The sequence below is a fragment of the Parasphingorhabdus sp. genome (assembly GCF_039968395.1).
Lineage (GTDB): Bacteria > Pseudomonadota > Alphaproteobacteria > Sphingomonadales > Sphingomonadaceae > Parasphingorhabdus.
The window spans coordinates 294362-314705 of record NZ_JBDVPV010000001.1 but is presented as its reverse complement, the minus strand read 5'-3'; the positions used below and the strand labels follow the sequence as shown (position 1 = coordinate 314705).

The following is a 20344-nucleotide window of genomic DNA, read 5'->3' as shown; positions in this document are numbered from 1 at the left end:
GCCGCCAGCCTTAGTCGGACTTGCCTGATTTTCCAAGCAGATCATAAGTCAGCCACAGCCGGATCGCGGTGGCCAGTCCGGGCGGTTCATCGGATTCCAGTCGTTGCATGTCGATTTGGGCAACCAGCGCGTTCAACGGAAGCGCTCTTGTTTCAGACGCTTGCTTCAGCAATTTCCAGAAAAGTGGCTCCAGCGTGATGGAAGTTTGATGCCCGGCGATTGTGATACTGCGCTTGATCGGCGGGTGGAAAATATCTGCGCTTTCTAAATCCACCCCGACAATTCCCGGCGCAGCAATGTTTCCAGCATGGAGATGCCGATGTCACTGTCATTGAGGCACGGCAGATATGCAAATTTCTCACCACCTGCATTCATAAACTGCTCTTTCCCGGTAATCGCCAGTTCTTCGCAAGTTTCCAGACAGTCGCTGGAGAAGCCGGGTGCGAATATCGCGATTTTTTTCTTGCCCTGACCGGGCAATGCCTCGAGCGTGGCATCTGTCGCAGGTTCCAGCCATTTGGCCCGTCCAAACCGGGATTGAAATGACAAGACCAGCTCCCGCCCCATGGCTTCGGAGAGCAGTCGGGCCGTTTTCTGACAATGGCAGTGATAGGGATCGCCGAGTTCCAGCGTACGCACCGGCATGCCGTGAAAACTGGCGATAATGGCATCGGGTTTGAAATCGAGCCCCGCAATCCCTGATTCAACACTGTCTTTCAGTGTTGAAATATAGGCCGGATCATCATGATAGGGCGGCAGGATGCGCAGGGCGGGCTGCCAGCGCATTTCCCGAACGGCATCAAACACCGCATCATGTACGCTTGCGGTGGTTGCCCCGCTATATTGCGGATAGAGAGGAGCAACGAGAATTTTGTCGCACCCGGCCTCTTGCAAGCGCTGCAACCGGCTTTGCACCGACGGCTGGCCATAGCGCATCGCCCATTCGACAATGACGCCGTCTCCCATGGCCTTGCCCAAAGCATCGGCCTGACGCCGCGTGTACACCGCGAGCGGTGACCCCGCTTCGGTCCATACCTTCGCATAAGCTTCAGCAGATTTTTGTGGCCGGGTATTGAGGATGATGCCGCGCAGGATTGGCTGCCAGATGATCGAGGGGATTTCCACAACCCGCCGGTCGGACAAAAACTCTTTCAAGTAACGTTTGACCGATACTCTGTCAGGTGCGTCCGGTGTTCCCAGATTGACCAGAAGCAATCCGATTTTGCCCCAACTGACTTGCGGGTGGTCATCAGGCAGAGTGTCCCGCTCTATTGATTTGCTATTCATGCTTCAGCCAGCCTCGGAAAAGAGCGGCAATTGCCGCAAGCGCACACCCGTAGCAGAGAACAGGGCATTGGCAATGGCCGGAGCGACAGCCGGTACGCCAATCTCATCCACGCCGGCGGGCTCTTCCTCACTCTTGATAAATTCAACCTGTATCGGCGGGATTTCGGCCAGACGAGGCAAGGACAGATCACGCAGTCGTTTTGCAGTGGGCAGTCCATCCTCAAACTGACTGGAGGCGCCCATCGCCATCGCCAGTCCAAACACAATTCCGCCTTCGATCTGCTGGCGGGCAATATCCGGATGGATGATCCGTCCTGCATCCACCGTGGCGGATATCCGGCTGACGCTCAACCCGCCTTCGCCGCGGCTGGCGCTTGCAATCACGGCAATATAGGCCCCGCTCATGGTATGGCAGGCAATGCCCTGCCCGCTCCCGTCCAGACCGCCGTCCCAGCCAGCCATGGCTGCCACACCCGTGAGACAACGCGCCAATCGTGCCTGACCGGACAGCATTTGCATGCGATAGGATAGCGGCTCCACCTGCGCGCGCGATGCAAGTTCATCGATAAAAGACTCAATGAAAAACGCATTGCTGCTGTGCGCGTTGCTGCGCCAGTTCCCGGACGGAATTCCCACATAAGCCGGGTGATGATCCACAGTGACATTGGGAATTGTGTAGGGCGTATCCGCGCCCTCGACGGCCTTTGCGTCTGCTTCTCCGATTGATCGCTGCGTGGCTTCAATCAGGCTTTGGCCCTTGAACAGTCTTTTACTTTGCTCCCGGGCTGCGGCAGGCGCCGCGATCTTGACCTGCAGGGCCTGAATGCGGCCGGCCTTGTCCATTGCCGCGTCGAGCCGGGCTTGAGCCGGAGCGCGGTAATGACCGTGCATGATATCCTCTGCCCGGGACCAGATCAGTTGCACCGGCCGGCCAATCTCCCGAACAATCACTGCAATCTGTGCGGCAATTGTTGTATCGAGATTGCGCCCGAATGACCCACCAGAAAGCATCGGATAAATCGTAACATCATCCTCTCCGATGCCCAAAGCCTCGGCTGCCGCCCTCATCGCCGCGACCGGTGCCTGGGTCGCAAGCCACAGCTGCAATTTGCCATCCCTGAATTCTGCTGTGGCAGTCTGTGTTTCAATCGGAGCATGCAGTCCTGCATGCGCTTCATAAACCGCACGTTTGCTGACATATTCTTCGAAAACGGACTTTGTTTCACCTCGGGAAACAAACCGGACTCCGGGGCCTTCATTCAGCGCTTCTTCCAGCGCAACGTTCATCTTGGCGCTATCCGGAAGAAGGCCTGTCGTTTCGAAAATCGGGCTCATATTGTCGAGGGCCTGATTTGCAGCCCACCAATTGGTTGCCACAGCAGCAATCCATCTTTCATTTTCGACCACATCGACCAGGCCAATCAATTTACTGGCCGCTTCCCGATGAAAGGATTTCAAACGTGTATCGCCCACCGGCCCTTGCCGGATCGATGCATAAACCATGTCCGGAAGCCGGATATCCCCGGCATAATTTGCGGATCCGTCCAGCTTCGCGGGCAGATCGAGGCGCGGGACATCCTGTCCCACGAGATTGTTGACCGGACTCGAGCGCAACGGAACGGGGTCGGGAAGTGTTTGCATCGCAGCATCTTCGACAAGCTCTCCGAACCGCAGGGTTTTGTCCTCATGCTGGATCAACCCGCTTTCAACGGTGCAGGCCTCCCACGCGATGTCCCATCTGGCCGCTGCAGCCTTGCACAGCAGCACACGCGCTGCTGCTCCGGCTTCGCGGAAGCTGTCGCCATAGGCTGCAACAGACGTTGAATCCGCAGTTACGATAAACGCATTGCGCATGGCGATATTTCCCGCCAGCCATTCTGCCGCTTCATTTTCAGACAGGTTCTCACTGCCTGCAGGCAGCAGGGTTTCCGCCCACTCCCGGGCCAGAATCTTGTTCGCGTAAAGAGGGTTCATCGGGGCAGGCTCAACCGCGACCGTGCGCCAGTCCGCCCCCAATTCGCCTGCAAGAATCTGCGGCAACACCGTGTAAACGCCCTGTCCCATTTCAGATTGCGGAACTGCAATGGTCAAAAGCCCGTCTCTGGATATTTTGAGATAGGCGCCGAAAATTTCTTCATTGTCGGACGCCGTTAAATTCGGTTGATATGTCCGGGGCCAGATCGCCCAGGCAACCACAAGGCCGGCAGCAGCGCCGCCGCCAACAAGAAGCTGACGTCGACTGACATTCTTCACCATCCTCGAAAGCGGATTGCCCTCACGTTCATCCTCTTTTTCGGGAGACGCGGGATCAACTGTCATGTGCTTCTTTCAACAGGCCAAGCCGGGGAATCTCGATCTTTGGACATTTGTCCATGACCACTTGTAAACCCGCTGCTTCTGCGCGCTCTGCGGCCGGGCGATTAATCACACCCAGCTGCAACCAGACGGATTTGGCGTGGATCGCGATGGCTTCATCCACCACTTGCCCGGCAGCAGCCGAATTGCGAAAAATGTCAACCATATCGACTGGACCTTCAATTGCCGCCAGCGATTCGACCACCTCGGTGCCGTGAAGCTGTTGTCCTGCCAGACCTGGATTGACGGGAATCACTTCATAGTCTTGATCGATCAGAAATTTGAGAATGCGGTTGCTCGCCCGTTCTGGCTTCGCGGATGCTCCAACCAGTGCAATCCGCCGGGTGCCTGTCAGCAGCGCCGCAATTTCCTGATCGGTTTCCAATGGCATGGATCGCTTCCTTGTCGCTAAGCTGCCGGCTTCTGATTATCCAACCACGTTGCAACGCTTTTGGCAATATCATGGAACGCTTTGCCCTGACCATTGTCGGAAATGGCAGGCGGGGTTCCGCCATCGCTGGATTTTCGGATTTCCATATCCAGAGGAATACGTCCCAGGAACGCCATCCCCATGGTTTTGGCAGCAGCCTCTGCCCCGCCCGCACCGAACGGGTCACTGACCTCGCCGCAATGCGGACATGCATAGCCCGCCATATTCTCTACCATTCCGATGATCGGAATCTTGGCCTGTTCAAAAAGATCAACGGCGCGAACCGCATCCATCAAGGCAAGATCCTGTGGTGTTGAAACAATGATCGCGCCTACTGGCTTGTGGTTTTGCATCATCGACAATTGCACGTCCCCGGTCCCCGGAGGCATGTCGACGATCAGCTCTTCCGTTTCACCCCAATGGGCATCAATCAGTTGTTCCAGCGCCTTTCCGGCCATCGGCCCGCGCCAGGCAATGGCTTGCCCCGGCTTGGCCAGATGTCCCATCGACAGAACCGGAACCCCAAATTCATTTGGAACCGGAATAAGCTGCTTGCCCTCTGCCTCGGGCCTTTGCCCTTCGCAGTTCAGCAGCCGCGGCTGGGACGGACCGTAGATATCTGCGTCTACCATGCCGACTTTGCGCCCCATGGCACTCATCGCAATGGCGAGATTGGTCGAGAGCGTGGACTTCCCCACTCCGCCTTTTCCGCTGCCGACAGCAATGAGTCTGCGCTCAATCTTTTCGGCAGTCATCACCACGTCAGCCTTATCGACACCATCGAGTGCCAGCAATTTTCCCTTCACGGCGATTTCAATCTGCCCGCGGTCGCGAACATCCAGGCCGCTCACATTCAGAACAAGAGAGACACGCCCATCGGCATAGCGCAGTCCACTGAACCTGCCGCTGGCAACTTCGTCCAAAACTGCCTCAATTTTAGAAATATCGGTCATTTGTTTCGCATAGTTGCACTTTTCTCGGATTGACACTGTTTTTCTGGCACCACGCTACCTATAAAGAAAAGATGGATAAAAAAATTGATGGGCGGAAGCCTCAAAAATCGAATGCAGGCACTATCTTTGGCATGAGCAACCCATGGGGCAACGGCGGCGACAGTGGCGGCGGCCCACGCAACCCTTGGGGAGGCCAATCCGGCGGATCGTCTGGCGGCAGCGGCAAAGGTGGAGCCAGCTCGTTGGAAGAACTTTTCAAAAAAGGAACCGGTGGCGGATTCAAGGGCGGAATCCCAAAGCGACCCGGCGGCCGACCCTGGTGGCCACTGCTTGTGATAGGCTTCATCATTCTTTGGGTTTTGCTGACCAGTATCCACCGGATCAGTCCGCAAGAACGCGGCGTTGTGACCTTTTTCGGCTCCTATTCCCGAACCTTGCAACCGGGCCTGCACTTCACGCTGCCCACACCGTTGGAACAACTGAGCAAGCTGGATGTGGAAGAGATTCGGACAATTGATATTCCAACAGCCGAATCTGAAAAACTGATTCTCACCGGTGACCAGAATATTGTCGATCTGGCCTATTCCGTTCGCTGGAACATCAAGGCGCCCGAATTGTTCCTCTTCCAGATTGCCGAACCCGAAGAGACAATCAAGGAAGTTGCGGAAGCTGCCATGCGTGCTGCGGTAGCCAATTTCACTCTTGATGACACAATCGGTTCCGAAAGAACGGCGATCGAACAACAGGTCGAAGAAAATATGCAGACATTGCTCGATGGTTATGGAGCCGGTGTTGTCATTCGCGGTATCGCCATCAAAAAAGCTGATCCGCCCGCAGCGGTAAACGACGCGTTTAAGGAGGTGTCGGCTTCGCAGCAGACTGCGCAGACATTTCTCAATGAAGCCCGCGCTTACGCACAGCAGCTAACTGCTCAGGCGCAAGGTGAATCGGCTGCCTTTGACAAGGTTTACGAGGAATATCGTCTTGCCCCGCGTGTCACGCGTCAGCGCATGTATTATGAAACTATGGAGAGGGTGCTGTCTGAAGTCGACAAGACGATTGTCGAACCAAGCGGTGTCACACCCTATCTCGCCCTTCCGGAATTGAAAAAGCGCGCCCAGGCCGCACCAGCAGGAGACGGCCAATGATCGGACGACTCACACAGAACCCCGTCGCGATAGCCGCCGTTTTAATTGGCGGATTGTTCATCTTGTTAAACACGATGGTGATCGTTCCGGAAACACGTCAGGGCGTCGTCGTGCGCTTTGGTGAACCGGTGCGGATCATCAACCGCTATCAGGATGGCGCGGAGTTTGGACAGACCGGTGCCGGACTGATTGCCAAGATTCCCTTCGCAGAGCAGATTGAATGGATCGACAAACGCATCCTCGACGTCGAAATGGAGCAACAGCAGGTACTTTCAACCGATCAGCTGCGGCTACAGGTCGACGCTTTTGCGCGTTTTCGGATCACGGATCCGTTGCGGATGTACATCGCTGCCGGAAACGAAATCCGTGTTGCCGACGAACTTCGACCCATCCTGGGTTCGGCCCTACGGAACGAATTGGGCAAACGTCCTTTTGCGGCTTTGCTGAGCCCGGAACGCGGACAGGTGATGGATAATATCCGAACCGGCCTGAACCGCGTGGCACGCCAATATGGTGCAGAAATTGTCGACGTGCGGATCAAACGCGCCGATCTGCCCGATGGCACGCCACTAGACAGCGCCTATCAGCGGATGCGGACGGCGCGCCAGCAGGAAGCACGCACCATTCTCGCACAGGGTCGCAAACAGGCTGCAATCATTCGCGCAGAAGCGGATGCCAGTGCAGCCCGAACCTATGCTGAAAGCTTCGGCAAGGACGCGGAATTTTATGATTTCTATCGCGCGATGCGCAGCTATGAAACGACATTCCGCAAAGGCAATGATGGCGACGCGACATCATCATTCGTTCTTTCGCCCGATAATGAATATCTCCGCCAGTTCCGCGGCAGATAAAACAGGTTGCTGTCAAACCGCGAAATTGTCGATGGCTATTATACCGCTTTGGCGGAGCTGAACGTTGATGCGTTTGAGGCGCTACATCATACAGATGTAGTGTACAATGTGTCCGGCAACACGATCATCTCCGGTCGCTATGAAAGCTTTGCGGCGCTGAAAAAAGTCCTTCCTCTGATCTTCGAGGCGCTGGACTTTGAGCAGTTTCAGTTCGCAAAACGCTGGAAAGTGATGAACGAAGGGCCGGAAGGCATCGCCGCCATCATGGAGGCAGAAGGCATGGCGCGGAATGGCAAGCGCTATGATCAGCGCTACGTGCATATATTTACGTTCCGTGATGGCAAGATTGCCTCGGTGCACGAGTTTTTTGACACGGAACTGGCGAATGATTCCCTCGCGTTTTCAGGCAAGTCTCCTTGCTCGACAGACGGAAAATTCGTCTTTTAACAGGAAACAACCGGAAATTTATTCGCCGCGGCAAAGCTTTCGACTACAAATGTCGTTTTTCGTCAAATAGCCGATAAATTTCGACGAATCTGCGATTACCGCCTTGCGAAAGGCTCTTGCCGGACCCAAATACCGATCAGACCGATCAAAAACAGCCATCTTATAGCTGATCTTAACGATTGACTGTGGTAATATTCAAATTCGGTTCATAAATTCCGCTCCAGTGAATTGGGCGATGTAGGACGAATTGAATATCGGACGTTCGCGATCGATATTGACAGATTGAGAGGAATATTATTGTGCGTTACGCTTACGGGATTTCAGCAGCTTTGCTTTTGGCAGGAGGCGCAGCCGCGCTTTCTGGTGTCGGCACGGCCGGTGCTCAGGTAGCGGCGAATGACAGCCGGGTCATGAAAGCGGCCGCTCCGCGCGCAGGCGCTCCAATGAGCTTTGCTGACCTGACCGAACAACTGCAGCCTGCCGTAGTCAACATTTCGACTACGCAAAGAGTCAGAGTGAGCAACAACCCGTTCGCGGGCACTCCGTTTGGCGGATTGTTCGGGAATCGCCGGGGCGGAAACAACAATAACGGTTCGCGGACCCGTCAGGCCCAGTCACTGGGGTCCGGCTTTATCATTTCGGCGGACGGCTATGTTGTAACCAACAACCATGTTGTTGCACCAGGCAACCGCAACGCGACGATTGAATCAATCACCGTTATCATGCCTGATCGCACGGAATATGAGGCGACACTGGTCGGCCGTGATCCGGCATCGGATATTGCTGTTCTCAAAATCAATGCGCCCAAAGATTTGCCCTATGTCGAATTTGGCGACAGCGAAGGCGCACGGGTCGGAGACTGGGTGATCGCGATTGGCAATCCCTTTGGGCTTGGCGGCACGGTGACCACCGGAATTTTATCGGCCATCCACCGGAATACCGGACAGGGCGGCGCTTATGATCGCTTCCTCCAGACCGATGCATCGATCAACCGCGGCAATAGCGGCGGCCCGATGTTCGACCTCAACGGAAATGTGATTGGCATCAACAATGCCATCATTTCACCAACCGGAGGCAATGTCGGCATCGGCTTCGCGATACCCGCTGAAGTGGCAGTGCCCATCGTCAACACATTGCGCAAAGGCGAATCGATCGAACGCGGTTATCTTGGTGTTCAGATCAGCCCCTTGACCGAAGACCTTGCAGACTCGCTGGGCCTGGAGAAAAATCGCGGTGAGTTCATTCAGAGCGTCGTCGCTGGCGAAGCGGCATCCAAAGCCGGCATTCAGGCTGGCGATGTTATCACCCGGGTTAACGGCCGCGAAGTAACGCCGGATCAGACCTTGTCCTATCTGGTTGCGAACTTGCCGGTCGGGACCAACGTTCCGCTTGAACTGATGCGCGATGGAAAAGTCATCAAGGTCAATGCCAAGCTGGGCAAGCGCCCATCGGAAGAAGAGTTGGCGACCAGCAATTTTGACCCCGATGCGGAAGATGCCATGGGTGAAGATGAAGATGGTGCAAGTGCGCAGGCAACCGCCGATGCACTCGGCCTTTCGGTCGTTGACCTGACCCCGGCGATTGCACGCCAGATCGGCGTTTCATCAACGCAAAAAGGCGTTGTCGTTTCTACGGTTGATCCCAACAGCGATGCCGCACAAAAAGGCATCCGCCGCGGCTTCCTGATCACCAGTGTCAATCGCCGAGCCGTGAATTCGGCTCCCGATCTCGACAAGGCGATTGGCGCAGCCAAGCGCTCCAACCGGGAAGCCGTCTTGCTGCAGGTCAAACGCGGCGGACGCGATGCCCAGTTCATCGCCATTCGTCTCAACGAAGGCTAGTCGAGACTACCCAGCAGAACATTGTGACAATCGAAAAGGCCAGCTTCACGCTGGCCTTTTTGTTGCGCCGCCGATATCTCTATGAATCAGTTAATATAGGGGATTCGGCATGAGTGATTCTGGGCAGGCAGCAAGCGAGATTTTTCTTGGACTTGGCGGTGGGGAGAAACAGAGTCTGAACCTGACGAGAGCCAATCGTCACGGTTTGATCGCGGGAGCCACCGGCACAGGGAAAACCGTAACGCTGCAGGGACTTGCCGAAAGCTTTTCCGCCAACGGAGTTCCAGTATTTGTGGCCGACGTAAAGGGGGATCTGGCCGGGATATCGATGGCCGGTTCGTCACAGTTCAAACATGCAGACAAGCTCGAAGGCCGCGCAAAAGAACTCGGTATGAATGACTATGCCTATTCGGATAATCCCGCGATTTTCTGGGACCTGTATGGCAAACAGGGTCACCCTATTCGCACGACGATCAGTGAAATGGGGCCACTTTTGCTCGCCCGGCTGATGGACCTGAATGACACTCAGGAAGGCGTGCTGAATATCGTATTCCGCTTCGCCGATGAACAAGGACTGCTTCTGCTCAATCTCGATGATCTGCAATCCATGCTCGCCCATACTGCGGAAAATGCGAAGGAGCTTTCCGCCAAATATGGCAATGTTTCCAAGGCCAGCGTCGGAGCCATTCAACGCCAGCTTTTGCAGCTCGACAGTCAGGGTGCCGGTCAGTTTTTCGGGGAACCCGCGCTTGAGATTGATGATTTCATCCAGTGTGATGACCAGGGGCGTGGATATATCAATGTGCTCGCTGCCGACCAGTTGATGCGCAGTCCGAAACTCTATGCAACATTCCTGCTTTGGCTGCTGGCGGAATTGTTTGAAACACTTCCTGAAGTCGGCGACCCGGAAAAGCCCAAGCTGGTTTTCTTTTTCGACGAAGCGCATTTGCTGTTTGAAGATGCGCCCAAGGCTCTCGAGGACAAGATTGAACAGGTCGTCCGCCTGATCCGGTCAAAAGGGGTCGGTGTTTATTTTGTGACCCAGAATCCCATCGATATTCCGGAAGACGTTGCAGGCCAGCTGGGCAATCGCGTCCAGCATGCGCTCCGTGCGTTTACACCGCGCGACAAGAAAGCGATCAAGGCTGCTGCAGATACATTCCGCATCAATCCCGACCTCGATGTTGAACAGGCCATCACGGAATTGCGCGTCGGTGAAGCCCTTGTCTCCACGCTGATGGAAGATGGTGCGCCTTCGATTGTTCAGCGGACCCTGATCAAACCGCCACGTTCCCGTCTTGGACCCGTGACAGCAAAAGAACGTGCAATCATGCAATCCATATCGCCTTATGACGGCAAATATGAGGATGAAATAGACCGGGAATCGGCCGAAGAAGTGCTACTCGCCAAGGCCAATGACGCAGCTGAAACCGCAAAAGAAGTTGAGGAGCAGGGCGAAGAGGAAGTCCGCAAGCGCCCTCGCAAGAGCAAGAGCATCTGGCAAAAAGCGCTAAGTCGCGGAACCAAGGTCGCCGCTGGATCTGCAGCTGCCATCGCCGCGTCCACCATATTGGGTAAGAAATCACGGGCCAATCCGATGCGTTCGGGTGTGACATCGGTGGCTGGTTCGATCGCAACGGATCTCGCAGGACCCGTAGCGGGGCGCTTTGTGCGTAACTTGATCGGAGGTTTAATGCGATGATCGCATTCCGGTCGTTCCTACCCCGCAAATGTCTTGCCATGATGGCTGCCACCATCCTGCTCTCCATCACCGCGCCCGCATTCGCGCAAGCCGAAGAGAATACGAGTTCGGAGATAACAGCTTTGCGGGAGCAGGCTGACGAACTGATCGAGGCCGAAGACTATGACAAGCTCGTCAAGGTCTATCAGCAACTCGCTGATGCAAGTGATCCATTTGGCATGAACGGTCTCGGCATATCCTATGCCCAAGGCGACGGGGTTGAAAAAGACAAGGCGAAAGCGTTTTTGTGGTTCGAAAAGGCTGCAGCGCGCAACTATCCGCGCTCGGTGACCAGTCTCGGTCTGATCTATGAACAGGGCGAGGGAACCAAAAAGGATCTGGCCAGGGCCAATTCACTTTATGAGCGCGCCGCCGGATTGGGCGATGCACGTGCCATGCACTTTCTCGGCCTCAACTATGAACAAGCCATTGGCTTTGAAAAGGATGAAACCAAAGCATTTAAATGGTTCCAGCGCGCTGCAGAGGCCGGACGCGGCGATTCCATGCACAAGCTGGGACTGGCATTTGAAGAGGGACGGGGCACTGAAAAGGATCTGGGAGCAGCCCTGCTATGGTATTCTCGTGCCGCCGGAGAGCAACAGGTCAGCGCCTATTTTGCCCTGGGTGTGATGTATGAATTCGGCGAAGGTGTTGCCCGAAATGACGACGCAGCCTTTGCCTGGTACAAGCTGTCAGCCGAAAAAGGCAATGCTGCGGGTATGAACAATGTTGCGAATTTTCTCGAACATGGCCGGGGAACGGAAAAGAATATTGCCGACGCGCTTTCCTGGTATGAAAAGGGCGCCGAGGCTGGCGATGATTATGCTCAGGCAAATCTGGGGCTGATTTACCTCACCGGAGAGCATGTCAAAGAAGACGTCAAAAAGGGCAGAAAACTGCTCGACAAATCCATTGCCCAGGACAGCAGTTATGGCATGATCCGCCTGGGCCTTGCCTATGAAGACGGAATCGGAGTGGAAATGGATCGCGGCCGGTCCACGAAACTATTCCGCCAGGCAGCAGACCAGGGCAATGCAGAAGCAATGCGCTATCTTGGTATCAATTATCAGGAAGGTATCGGACTGCTCAAAGATCTCAACACTGCCAAGATCTGGTATGAAAAGGCCATTGCTGCGGGAGACACGCAGTCGGAAGATTTGTACGACAAGCTGGTCAAGGAAATGGCGACGGAGCAATAGTCCGATCGATCCCTGCCGGGGTATTATCAGCGATCATGCGAGATGAGAGTTTATCGCGAAAGCACAGCCGAGACAGGCTTTGCCCATCGCATCGCTAGCCTGCTGAACACTCGCCGCCCCAGAATCTGGCAGCAATATCCTTGGCGATACGCATGGGTCGCAACGTATCCGCATCGACGCAGCACCAGCTCGATTGCACTTCGGCCAACACATCTTCGCCGCGACGGATAACAGTGCTGTAAAAAGCCCGCGCGCCATGAACCTTTTCCAGCAACACCTCGGCGATCACATCATCGTCGAGAAATGCCGGCTTGCGATAGGTAATTTCGTGCTTGAGCGCCACCCAGAGATGGGTTGCCAGAGCCTCTGTCGGTGCAAAATTATTCCAGTGCGCAATCACGGCTTCCTGAACCCAGTTCAGGTAATTGGCGTTATTGACATGACCCATGAAATCAATGTCGTCGGGATCAATCGCAATATTGTGGTGATGGGGGAGCGCTTTCATGCTGCTGACAGTAATGTCAGTGCAAGCCAATGAACAGGCCAAAAACCGAAAATGCGACAGGTCGTTGCAATTTTTCGCCGCGGTTTGGAAAGAAAATGTGATAACTCTGACAGGGAGGAGATTTCCATGTCGATCACATACACGCAATTCCAGTCGGGATTTGGCGTTCCGAACCTGAGTCCCTTTTGCATGAAGGGGGAAATTCTGCTTAAAATGGCCAATCTGGAATATCAATCCAACATTCTGGATGACCCGCGCAAAGCGCCAAAAGGGAAGCTCCCCTTCCTCACCGACAAGGGCGTAGAAATTGCTGATACCAGCTTCATTCGCCGGCATCTGGAGCAGGACTATGCTGTCGATTTCGATTCCGGATTGTCCGATACCGACAAGGCAGTTTCACATGCGATGGCCAGGATGGTTGAAGAACGGCTATACTGGGTCATGTTATACAGTCGCTGGATGGATGATCGAAATTGGCTTCTCATCAAGGATTTCTGGTTCGGATCCATGCCGGTCATCGTGCGGAATCTTGTTCCGATGATCGCCCTGAAGCAGGTGAAGAGCGCTTTGCACGGTCATGGCATTGGCAGGCACCGTGCCGAGGATATCTACAAGTTTGGCGCTGAAGACCTCGCCGCCCTGTCGCAGCAATTGGGCGAAAAATCTTATATGTTCGGCGACACACCGACCAGCCTGGATGCAGTCGCCTATCCCGTCATTCTCAATTGCATGATTGAGAAGTTACCCGGCCCTTTGCTGGAAGCGGCAAAAAGCCATGAGAATTTCGCCGCATATGTGGAACGGTGCAACAGGCTCTGGTTTCCTGAGTTCTGAATCGTTTACTCAGGCCAAGGTGAGTTTAAACTCTTCAAACCGCAGTCTGGGACCATCCTTGAAATTCTGGAATCCATCGGAATGGGCGATCGAGTTCAGCATTTCATCGACCGCGACCCGATTTTCTCCAGTGAGAGCGCGATAGAAATCGAGGGGCCGTTGCAGCATCCACAAGCTGAATGGCGGTGTGATACGTTGCCCGCTGACGCCTTCAATCTCAAATTCTGCCATGCCCACCGCTCGTGGAATTTCGGCATCAGGATTGGCTTCGGCCCATAGGGACAACATGCCGGCACTGGTCTGCAGAAACGGCATTTGTTCGTTCATCATACGCTCGACAATCGGGATCAGTGTTTCCGGCACATAGTCGTCGGCCAGAAACTCCCCTGACAACGGAGTTTTCACATCCACCATTCGCTCGACCCAGCGCGCAACTTGCGGGGCGAGCCGTTTCATGATTTCGCCGGAAGCCGGGTCGCGATAGAGATGCGCGTACAGCGGCCCGATCAGCCCAAGATCGCCTATCGATGGCCGCGATCCCAACAGATAATCATGCGCCGTGAAATGGATGTTCAACTCCGCCAGCAATGCTTCATAACTGGCTTCAATCGCGGGGATTGTCTGCGGATTGATTCCCAATATCGGGCAGAATCCCTTAAAGTTCGCGCCGCGTTCGCGCCCGATCGCCAGCTGTTCTTGCTTGCTGGCCTCCGGAGCAGATGCGGCACCAAACTCGCCGTAAACCCATTCCTCGTTATAGTTCCAGCGATAATGCATCGCGGGTATCACCAGCCATTCGTCGCCGAAGACTTCCAGTAACAGGGCGATGAGCCTTTGTTTCGGCGTATCGGGATAGACGGACGGACCTTCGGACCCGGATTCAAAATGATCGATGATGCATGTGGTATCCTGCACGATTTCGCCATCCGCGGTTTCCATGACCGGAATGATGGGGCGACCAACCTTGGGCACGATAATATCCCGGTAGACGTCGGCAGATGATAAAATTTCTTCGTAGTCCACGCCCTTCCAGTCCAGATAGGCGCGCGCCTTTCCAGAATAGAGTGAAAGCGGTGCACCGTATAATTTATGTGTCATATTCAACCTCTTCCACGATAGGGAGCAACGCCCTGGTCCGGGATCCACAACCCGTGAGGCGGCTCCCCGGATTGCCAGAACACGTCGATCGGAATCCCGCCGCGCGGGTACCAGTAGCCGCCGATACGCAGCCATTTGGGGCTCATTTCAGTAAATAGTCGTTTGCCAATCCCCACGGTGCAGTCTTCATGAAACGCGGCATGATTGCGAAAAGAGCCCAAAAACAGCTTGAGTGATTTCGATTCAACAATAGTTTTGTCCGGCGCATAGTCGATCACCAGATGCGCGAAATCAGGTTGCGCGGTGACCGGGCAAAGCGATGTGAATTCCGGAGCTGCGAAACGCGTCAGATAGAGCTCGCCCGCACGCGGATTGGGGACATAGTCGAGCACGGCTTCGTCAGGCGATGCCGGCAGGAAGCTATCCTGACCCAGAAAACGAGGTGCAGGATCGGGTGAATCATTGTCTGTCATGCAGGTCATCTAGTCCACGGGGCAGCTGATGTCATCCCATGCCGGATATTCATACATGGTTCAGAGATTTCAGGCACAAATCACGGAACAGGGTCGACGAGGGTAATGAGAATAGTTCCGCAAGTTAGTTCCAGCCAAAGGCTTTGGCCTGTTCCAGTGATCGCCGTTACGGGATTGCTGCTGATGGTTGGTGCGCAAACTGTGCAGGCGCAGAGCACCCAGCCAGAACCGCTTGAACCGGTAATAGCTGATCTGCCGTCGGTCAGCGAATATTCTCTGCCGCCGGGCGACAACAGCACAGTAACCGATAATCCTGCGCAAGGACCGGTCGAGGAAAATGCGCTTCCGCCTGAAACGATTGAGCCGTCAGCGGGCCCCGCTCCAGACAGTCCGGTACCGAACACGCCTGCTCCGACGGCAACGCGACCTGCGGATGAGGGGGCTTCCCCTGGTTTCGATACCATCCTGACCGTGCCCGCCGATCCGGAACCGGCAGCCAATTCATTGCCTGACACGACAACCGCCGGCCCGGCAGCCAGAACCGCCGCCCCTCCGGAGTTTCGACAACCTGCCCAGCAGCCAATGCCAGCGACAGGACCAGCTCCCGGCTTTTCATTTGAATCAGATCAACCGACCGAATCCCCGAATAGCAACCTCACAGAGACCACTCCTGTTGCACCGGATGGTTCATTCCCGTGGTACCTGTATTTGGCGCTCGGTGTGGCAGGCATCGCGGTGGCTACCGCAATGATGTGGCGCAGAAAAAGAGCGATGACTCAAGCGGCCATTGAGCAAGATGAGAGTTTCGAACCCAGAATCGCTCTTGAGCCTGTGGAGGTCGATACGGTCGGTTCGAGCACAGAAACGCCGACAACATCTCCGGAGCCCGCAACGACAGAGCCATCTCCCCCAGCCGAAGGTTTCGTTCATTCCAATGCAGGCGGGAACAGACGCAATTCGGATCTGGGCGTACAGAATTTTGGATCTGCGCGACCGCAACGATGGGGGCATGTCCGGATCGAGTTTACCGCCAATGCCGCATCGTCAACGCTAATCAATGCTGTCCTGAACTATACTGTGACGTTATCCAACGAAAGCGGCGACCGTCTGACCAATCTGAAATTATCCGGCGCAATGGCTCAGGCTGAAAAAGACCTTGCTATGTCCGATCTGGGTTTTTCAGAAGACGTTCTACACGAGATTGCTGTTCTGGATGGCAATGAAACGATCACCTTGACAGGCGAACTCCGGCTTCCACTCAACGCAATCCGCCCCATTGCATTCAAGTCGCAGGCATTGTTCATCCCATTGACCCGTTTCGCGGTCGAATATCAGGATAATGATGATGAACGGCATCGTCAGGTCGCCGCCTTTGTCGTCGGTAGGGAATATGATCCGCCGCGCCCCAGAATGGCGCCATTTCGGCTGGATCTCGGCCCGCGCAGTTTTGCCCCCATTGGCCAGCGCGCGCTGCACACATAGGGGAATGCATAGTGGACGGAAAACAACTTGTTTCAATGATTTATTCAAAAATGACATTGGCGGTGGATTCTGCACGCAATGCGATATAGCCTCAACCGCTGAACTGCGAATCACTACACGGTGGCCTTGAGAGTCGTCACACCGGCGCTCTCGGATCTACTGGCACAAGGAGCATGATATGGAATTGCTGGTAACAACTGACTGGCTTGCAAATGAACTCGGCGCATCTGATTTGCGCATTGTTGATGCGACCAAATTCATGCCTGATGCTGGTCGTAACCCCGCTGCAGAATATGAAGCAGGTCATATTCCCGGTGCCGTGTTCATGGATCTGGGTGACCTCACTGACACCAGCAATGCTGTTGAAAACATGCTGCCCCCGCCAGAAAAATTTGCCAGCCGCATGCAATCTCTGGGTCTCGGCGACGGAAGCCGAATCGTTTTATATGATGACAGCCCACTGCGCAGTGCGACACGAGCCTGGTGGATGCTGACAATATTTGGTGCACATGAAGTGGCCATACTGGATGGCGGTATCGCCAAATGGAAAGCGGAAGGGCGGCCGCTGGAAACCGGTAAAGAAGCACTGCGCCATCGGCATTTTACTGTCTGGAAAGACGACAAGGATATTCGCACCAAAGCCGACATGCTTGCCAATCTGCACAGCAAGGATGAGCAGGTCGTGGATGCGCGCCCGGCCGACCGGTTCAGCGGAGAAGTCGAAGATCCTCGTCCCGGCATTGAATCAGGACACATCCCCGGATCCGTAAACATTCCGCACAGCCAGTTTTTCAATACTGATGGCACGTGGAAAAGCGCCGGTGATATCAAGGCAATATTTGATGATGCAGGCGTTGATCTCGGCAAGCCGCTTGTGACGACTTGCGGTTCAGGCATGACGGCTGCAGCCGTTTCCTTTGCGGCTGCAATTGCAGGTGCGGACAAGCTGGCACTGTATGACGGCAGCTGGTCCGAATGGGGCGCAGACGCGGATACTCCCAAAGCCACAGCATGATCCAGGCGCGCGTCGGTAACGGATCAGATCATTGACCGATGGCTCGCGCTCTTCGGGCAAACCAGCTACCCAGGCGACCAATGCCGGCCGACGCAAAACATGGACGGGTGCGGCTGTAAATCCGCCGGTCTGGCGCGCAAGCACTCATCTATACGAGTCAGTTGGCGAGCTGCGGCAAGGCGTCAAAAGCAATGAAGACGGGCAGTTTTTCTATGGCCGACGGGGATCTCCTACACAATGGTCGCTGGCTGATGCACTGACGGAAATGGAACCCGGAGCAGTGGGAACGATGCTCTACCCTTCCGGTGTGGCCGCGATTGCCTGCGCGATGCTTGCAGTACTGAATCCGGGCGATGAAATATTGCTGACGGACAGCAGCTATGACCCCAGCCGAAGTTTCGCCGATGCTTTCCTGAAACGCATGGGGATCACCGTGCGCTATTATGATCCCATGATCGGCAAAGACATTGCCGCTCTGTTCACGAACAAAACCAAAGCCGTGCTGATGGAAAGCCCGGGCAGCCTTACGTTCGAGGTTCAGGACGTCCCGGCCATTTGCAAGGTCGCACACGAAGCCGGTATTGTTACGCTGCTCGACAACACATGGGCGACGTCGAGATTTTTCCCGGCCCTTGAACATGGCGTCGATATTTCCATCGTGGCAGCAACCAAATATATTGTTGGCCATAGTGATGTGATGATCGGGGCGGTGACGACCCATGATGGTTTCTGGACCAAGCTGCGTCGGACCGCACAACAGCTCGGCCAGGTAGTTTCCCCGGATGATGCATATCTCACGGCCAGAGGCTTGCGCACACTGGAAGTCCGCCTGCGCCAGCATGAAAGCGGTGCTTTGCAAATTGCGAACTGGCTGAAGACACGACCGGAAGTCGGTCTGGTGCTGCATCCCGCGCTGGCCGATTGTCCCGGACACGAAATCTGGAAGCGTGACTATAGGGGATCTTCCGGGCTTTTTTCGTTCCAGCTGATCGAAGCGGATGAAAGTTCGCGTGCGGCATTTGTAGACGCGCTTGCCTTGTTCGGTATTGGGTATAGCTGGGGCGGGTTTGAAAGCCTTGCATTGCCAGTAGATCCTCAAAAATATCGAACAACAACGCAGTGGGATCACAAGGGCGAACTCGTCCGGCTTCAGATCGGACTTGAAGATCCCGATGACTTGATAGCGGACCTTGCCAACGCCTTTGAACATTATCATGATGCACAATCATGATGGAAGAATTTCTCGGTTACTTTGAATCATTGGCACCAGAAACGCCCCGCAACATCCAGTTGATCGAGGGCGCTGTTGCAGCAGCTTTGGTGGTGCTTGCGCTGGCAGCGGGCTGGATACTGAGCAAATATATCGGTCCCAGACTCCGTCATCTCTGGGAGACCCGCGCCGGGTATGAAAGCGAGCTCGCCGGTCGACGCATTCGCGATATGACACGGCGCGCTACAACCTTCATATTGTGCGGTCTGTTCATCGGGATATATGACTGGGGCCTCATCGCACAGGTGGTCTTTGCACTCACTATAGCGGCCACCATGGGCCTGTTCACCAATGACCTGATCCGCGGTGTACGAATGCCGGACTGGCTGGGAACGACCATGGGACTGGCAGTCTTTGTCTCGGTTGCGCTCGCCCTTGTCGGCAATATCGACCGCATTACCACCGCCATGTCGCGGGTTGGCATTGACGTCGGCACGAACCGCATATCACTGCTCGTCGTCGTCACAACAATCATGACAGCGGTCATATTGCTGGCCGTTGCCCGCGTGTTGATGAAGCTGGTTTCGCATGTCATCTCCAATAGTGACCTGGACGGCGCACAAAAGGTTCTGGGACAGAAACTGGCCACTGTTGCAATTTTGGGCGCGGCCTTTGTTCTGGGTCTGGATGTGCTTGGAATTGACCTGACAGCTCTGGCCGTCTTTTCCGGTGCCTTTGGTCTGGCCATTGGTTTCGGGATGCAGAAAACCATCGGTAACCTGATTGCGGGCATCATATTGCTGATGGATCGCTCTATCAAACCGGGCGATGTGATTGCGGTCGGTGACAGTTTTGGCTGGGTCAACAAGATCGGCGTCCGGGCGGTTTCCGTGCTGACCCGCGAGGGCAAGGAACACCTGATTCCAAACGAAAATCTGATGACGCAGGAAGTGGAGAACTGGTCATATTCCAACAAAAATGTTCGGATCAGTATTCCTGTCGGCGTGTCCTATAATACCGATATGGATCAGGCAATCGACTTGATGAAGCAGGCCTGTGTCGATGTGCCGCGCGTTTTGAACCACCCCAAACCGGTCGTCTGGATGCTGGAATTTGGAGATAACAGCGTCAATTTTGAAATACGCTGCTGGATCAACGATCCGCAATCTGGCGTGGGTAATTTTAAGGCAGCGGTCCTCAAGCGGGTCTGGGACCTGTTCAAGGAACACGAAATCGAAATTCCGTTCCCGCAGCGGGATGTGCATATCAGGATGATGCCTGAAAGCGGCATGAAATCTCTCAACATCGAATCGGAAAATCGCTCCGGTACCGCAGCGGCAGACTAAGCGCTAACCGACAAACAATTTTTCATGGCATTCAATTGCACATTGTTGAAATCACACTCTGCGGCCGTTGAAGTCGCTGAAAACCACTGATTTCAAGTGAAAATAACACCTGTGTCAATATTGCAACAA

19 protein-coding genes are annotated in these 20344 nt (G+C 54.9%); 11 read left to right on the top strand and 8 right to left on the bottom strand.

The annotated features are described in order from the left end of the window. Nucleotides 1-10 precede the first annotated feature (10 nt). From ABJI30_RS01550 to ABJI30_RS01530, 5 genes are read right to left on the bottom strand one after another with little or no spacing between them, the layout of a single operon-like run. On the bottom strand, nucleotides 11-274 hold the full coding sequence (locus ABJI30_RS01550) for a ribbon-helix-helix domain-containing protein (protein WP_348015134.1): 264 nt from the start codon (nucleotides 272-274) through the stop codon (nucleotides 11-13). Continuing rightward, nucleotides 265-1287 carry a ferrochelatase gene (gene hemH, locus ABJI30_RS01545; protein ID WP_348015133.1) on the bottom strand — a complete coding sequence of 341 codons (1023 nt, stop codon included), beginning with the start codon at nucleotides 1285-1287 and terminating at the stop codon, nucleotides 265-267. Before hemH ends, ABJI30_RS01550 begins: the two co-directional genes overlap by 10 nt. A 3-nt stretch (nucleotides 1288-1290) precedes the next feature. Continuing rightward, nucleotides 1291-3606 carry a molybdopterin cofactor-binding domain-containing protein gene (locus ABJI30_RS01540; protein WP_348015132.1) on the bottom strand — a complete coding sequence of 772 codons (2316 nt, stop codon included), beginning with the start codon at nucleotides 3604-3606 and terminating at the stop codon, nucleotides 1291-1293. Beyond that, complete coding sequence (locus tag ABJI30_RS01535) at nucleotides 3596-4033, bottom strand: CoA-binding protein (protein ID WP_348015131.1); 438 nt, start codon at nucleotides 4031-4033, stop codon at nucleotides 3596-3598. Before ABJI30_RS01535 ends, ABJI30_RS01540 begins: the two co-directional genes overlap by 11 nt. Before the next feature lie 17 nt (nucleotides 4034-4050). Beyond that, nucleotides 4051-5025: an Mrp/NBP35 family ATP-binding protein gene (locus ABJI30_RS01530; RefSeq protein ID WP_348015130.1), complete on the bottom strand. Its 975-nt coding sequence runs from the start codon at nucleotides 5023-5025 to the stop codon at nucleotides 4051-4053. 131 nt (nucleotides 5026-5156) lie between these two features. Between ABJI30_RS01530 and ABJI30_RS01525 the strand changes: the two genes are divergently transcribed. From ABJI30_RS01525 to ABJI30_RS01500, 6 genes are all read left to right on the top strand, one after another. Continuing rightward, a complete protein-coding gene (locus tag ABJI30_RS01525) occupies nucleotides 5157-6173 on the top strand; it encodes a protease modulator HflK (RefSeq protein ID WP_348015129.1) in 1017 nt (338 codons plus the stop codon). Beyond that, nucleotides 6170-7024, top strand: a complete 855-nt coding sequence (locus ABJI30_RS01520) for a protease modulator HflC (protein WP_348015128.1) — start codon at nucleotides 6170-6172, stop codon at nucleotides 7022-7024. Before ABJI30_RS01525 ends, ABJI30_RS01520 begins: the two co-directional genes overlap by 4 nt. Nucleotides 7025-7030: 6 nt before the next feature. Continuing rightward, a complete protein-coding gene (locus ABJI30_RS01515; RefSeq protein WP_348015127.1) occupies nucleotides 7031-7471 on the top strand; it encodes a nuclear transport factor 2 family protein in 441 nt (146 codons plus the stop codon). Between the two features lie 299 nt (nucleotides 7472-7770). Beyond that, nucleotides 7771-9312 carry a Do family serine endopeptidase gene (locus ABJI30_RS01510; protein ID WP_348015126.1) on the top strand — a complete coding sequence of 514 codons (1542 nt, stop codon included), beginning with the start codon at nucleotides 7771-7773 and terminating at the stop codon, nucleotides 9310-9312. Nucleotides 9313-9421: 109 nt separating this feature from the next. Then, nucleotides 9422-11014, top strand: coding sequence for a helicase HerA-like domain-containing protein (locus ABJI30_RS01505; RefSeq protein WP_348015125.1), 1593 nt, complete (start codon nucleotides 9422-9424; stop codon nucleotides 11012-11014). Then, nucleotides 11011-12252, top strand: a complete 1242-nt coding sequence (locus ABJI30_RS01500) for an SEL1-like repeat protein (protein WP_348025351.1) — start codon at nucleotides 11011-11013, stop codon at nucleotides 12250-12252. Before ABJI30_RS01505 ends, ABJI30_RS01500 begins: the two co-directional genes overlap by 4 nt. 94 nt (nucleotides 12253-12346) lie before the next feature. Here the strand turns inward: ABJI30_RS01500 and ABJI30_RS01495 are convergent, their stop codons facing one another. Further along, nucleotides 12347-12757: a thioesterase family protein gene (locus ABJI30_RS01495; RefSeq protein ID WP_348015123.1), complete on the bottom strand. Its 411-nt coding sequence runs from the start codon at nucleotides 12755-12757 to the stop codon at nucleotides 12347-12349. A gap of 126 nt (nucleotides 12758-12883) precedes the next feature. Here ABJI30_RS01495 and ABJI30_RS01490 point away from each other — a divergent pair, with 126 nt between their 5' ends. After that, nucleotides 12884-13591, top strand: coding sequence for a glutathione S-transferase family protein (locus ABJI30_RS01490; RefSeq protein WP_348015122.1), 708 nt, complete (start codon nucleotides 12884-12886; stop codon nucleotides 13589-13591). Nucleotides 13592-13600: 9 nt separating this feature from the next. Here ABJI30_RS01490 and ABJI30_RS01485 read toward each other — a convergent pair whose 3' ends face one another. Further along, complete coding sequence (locus tag ABJI30_RS01485; RefSeq protein ID WP_348015121.1) at nucleotides 13601-14689, bottom strand: glutathione S-transferase; 1089 nt, start codon at nucleotides 14687-14689, stop codon at nucleotides 13601-13603. Nucleotides 14690-14691: 2 nt separating this feature from the next. Then, nucleotides 14692-15162 (bottom strand): preQ(1) synthase, encoded by a 471-nt coding sequence (queF, locus tag ABJI30_RS01480; protein ID WP_348015120.1) that lies wholly within the window; start codon nucleotides 15160-15162, stop codon nucleotides 14692-14694. Nucleotides 15163-15318: 156 nt separating this feature from the next. Here queF and ABJI30_RS01475 point away from each other — a divergent pair, with 156 nt between their 5' ends. The 4 genes from ABJI30_RS01475 to ABJI30_RS01460 all read left to right on the top strand — a co-directional run bounded on the left by ABJI30_RS01475 (nucleotide 15319) and on the right by ABJI30_RS01460 (nucleotide 20215). Further along, a complete protein-coding gene (locus ABJI30_RS01475) occupies nucleotides 15319-16644 on the top strand; it encodes a hypothetical protein (RefSeq protein ID WP_348015119.1) in 1326 nt (441 codons plus the stop codon). Between the two features lie 178 nt (nucleotides 16645-16822). Then, complete coding sequence (gene sseA / locus ABJI30_RS01470; RefSeq protein ID WP_348015118.1) at nucleotides 16823-17659, top strand: 3-mercaptopyruvate sulfurtransferase; 837 nt, start codon at nucleotides 16823-16825, stop codon at nucleotides 17657-17659. A gap of 31 nt (nucleotides 17660-17690) precedes the next feature. Then, nucleotides 17691-18890 carry a cystathionine beta-lyase gene (metC, locus tag ABJI30_RS01465; protein WP_348015117.1) on the top strand — a complete coding sequence of 400 codons (1200 nt, stop codon included), beginning with the start codon at nucleotides 17691-17693 and terminating at the stop codon, nucleotides 18888-18890. After that, entirely contained in the window at nucleotides 18887-20215 is a 1329-nt protein-coding gene (locus ABJI30_RS01460; RefSeq protein WP_348015116.1) for a mechanosensitive ion channel domain-containing protein, read from the top strand. The genes metC and ABJI30_RS01460 overlap by 4 nt, the downstream gene beginning before the upstream one ends. Nucleotides 20216-20344: the final 129 nt, after the last annotated feature.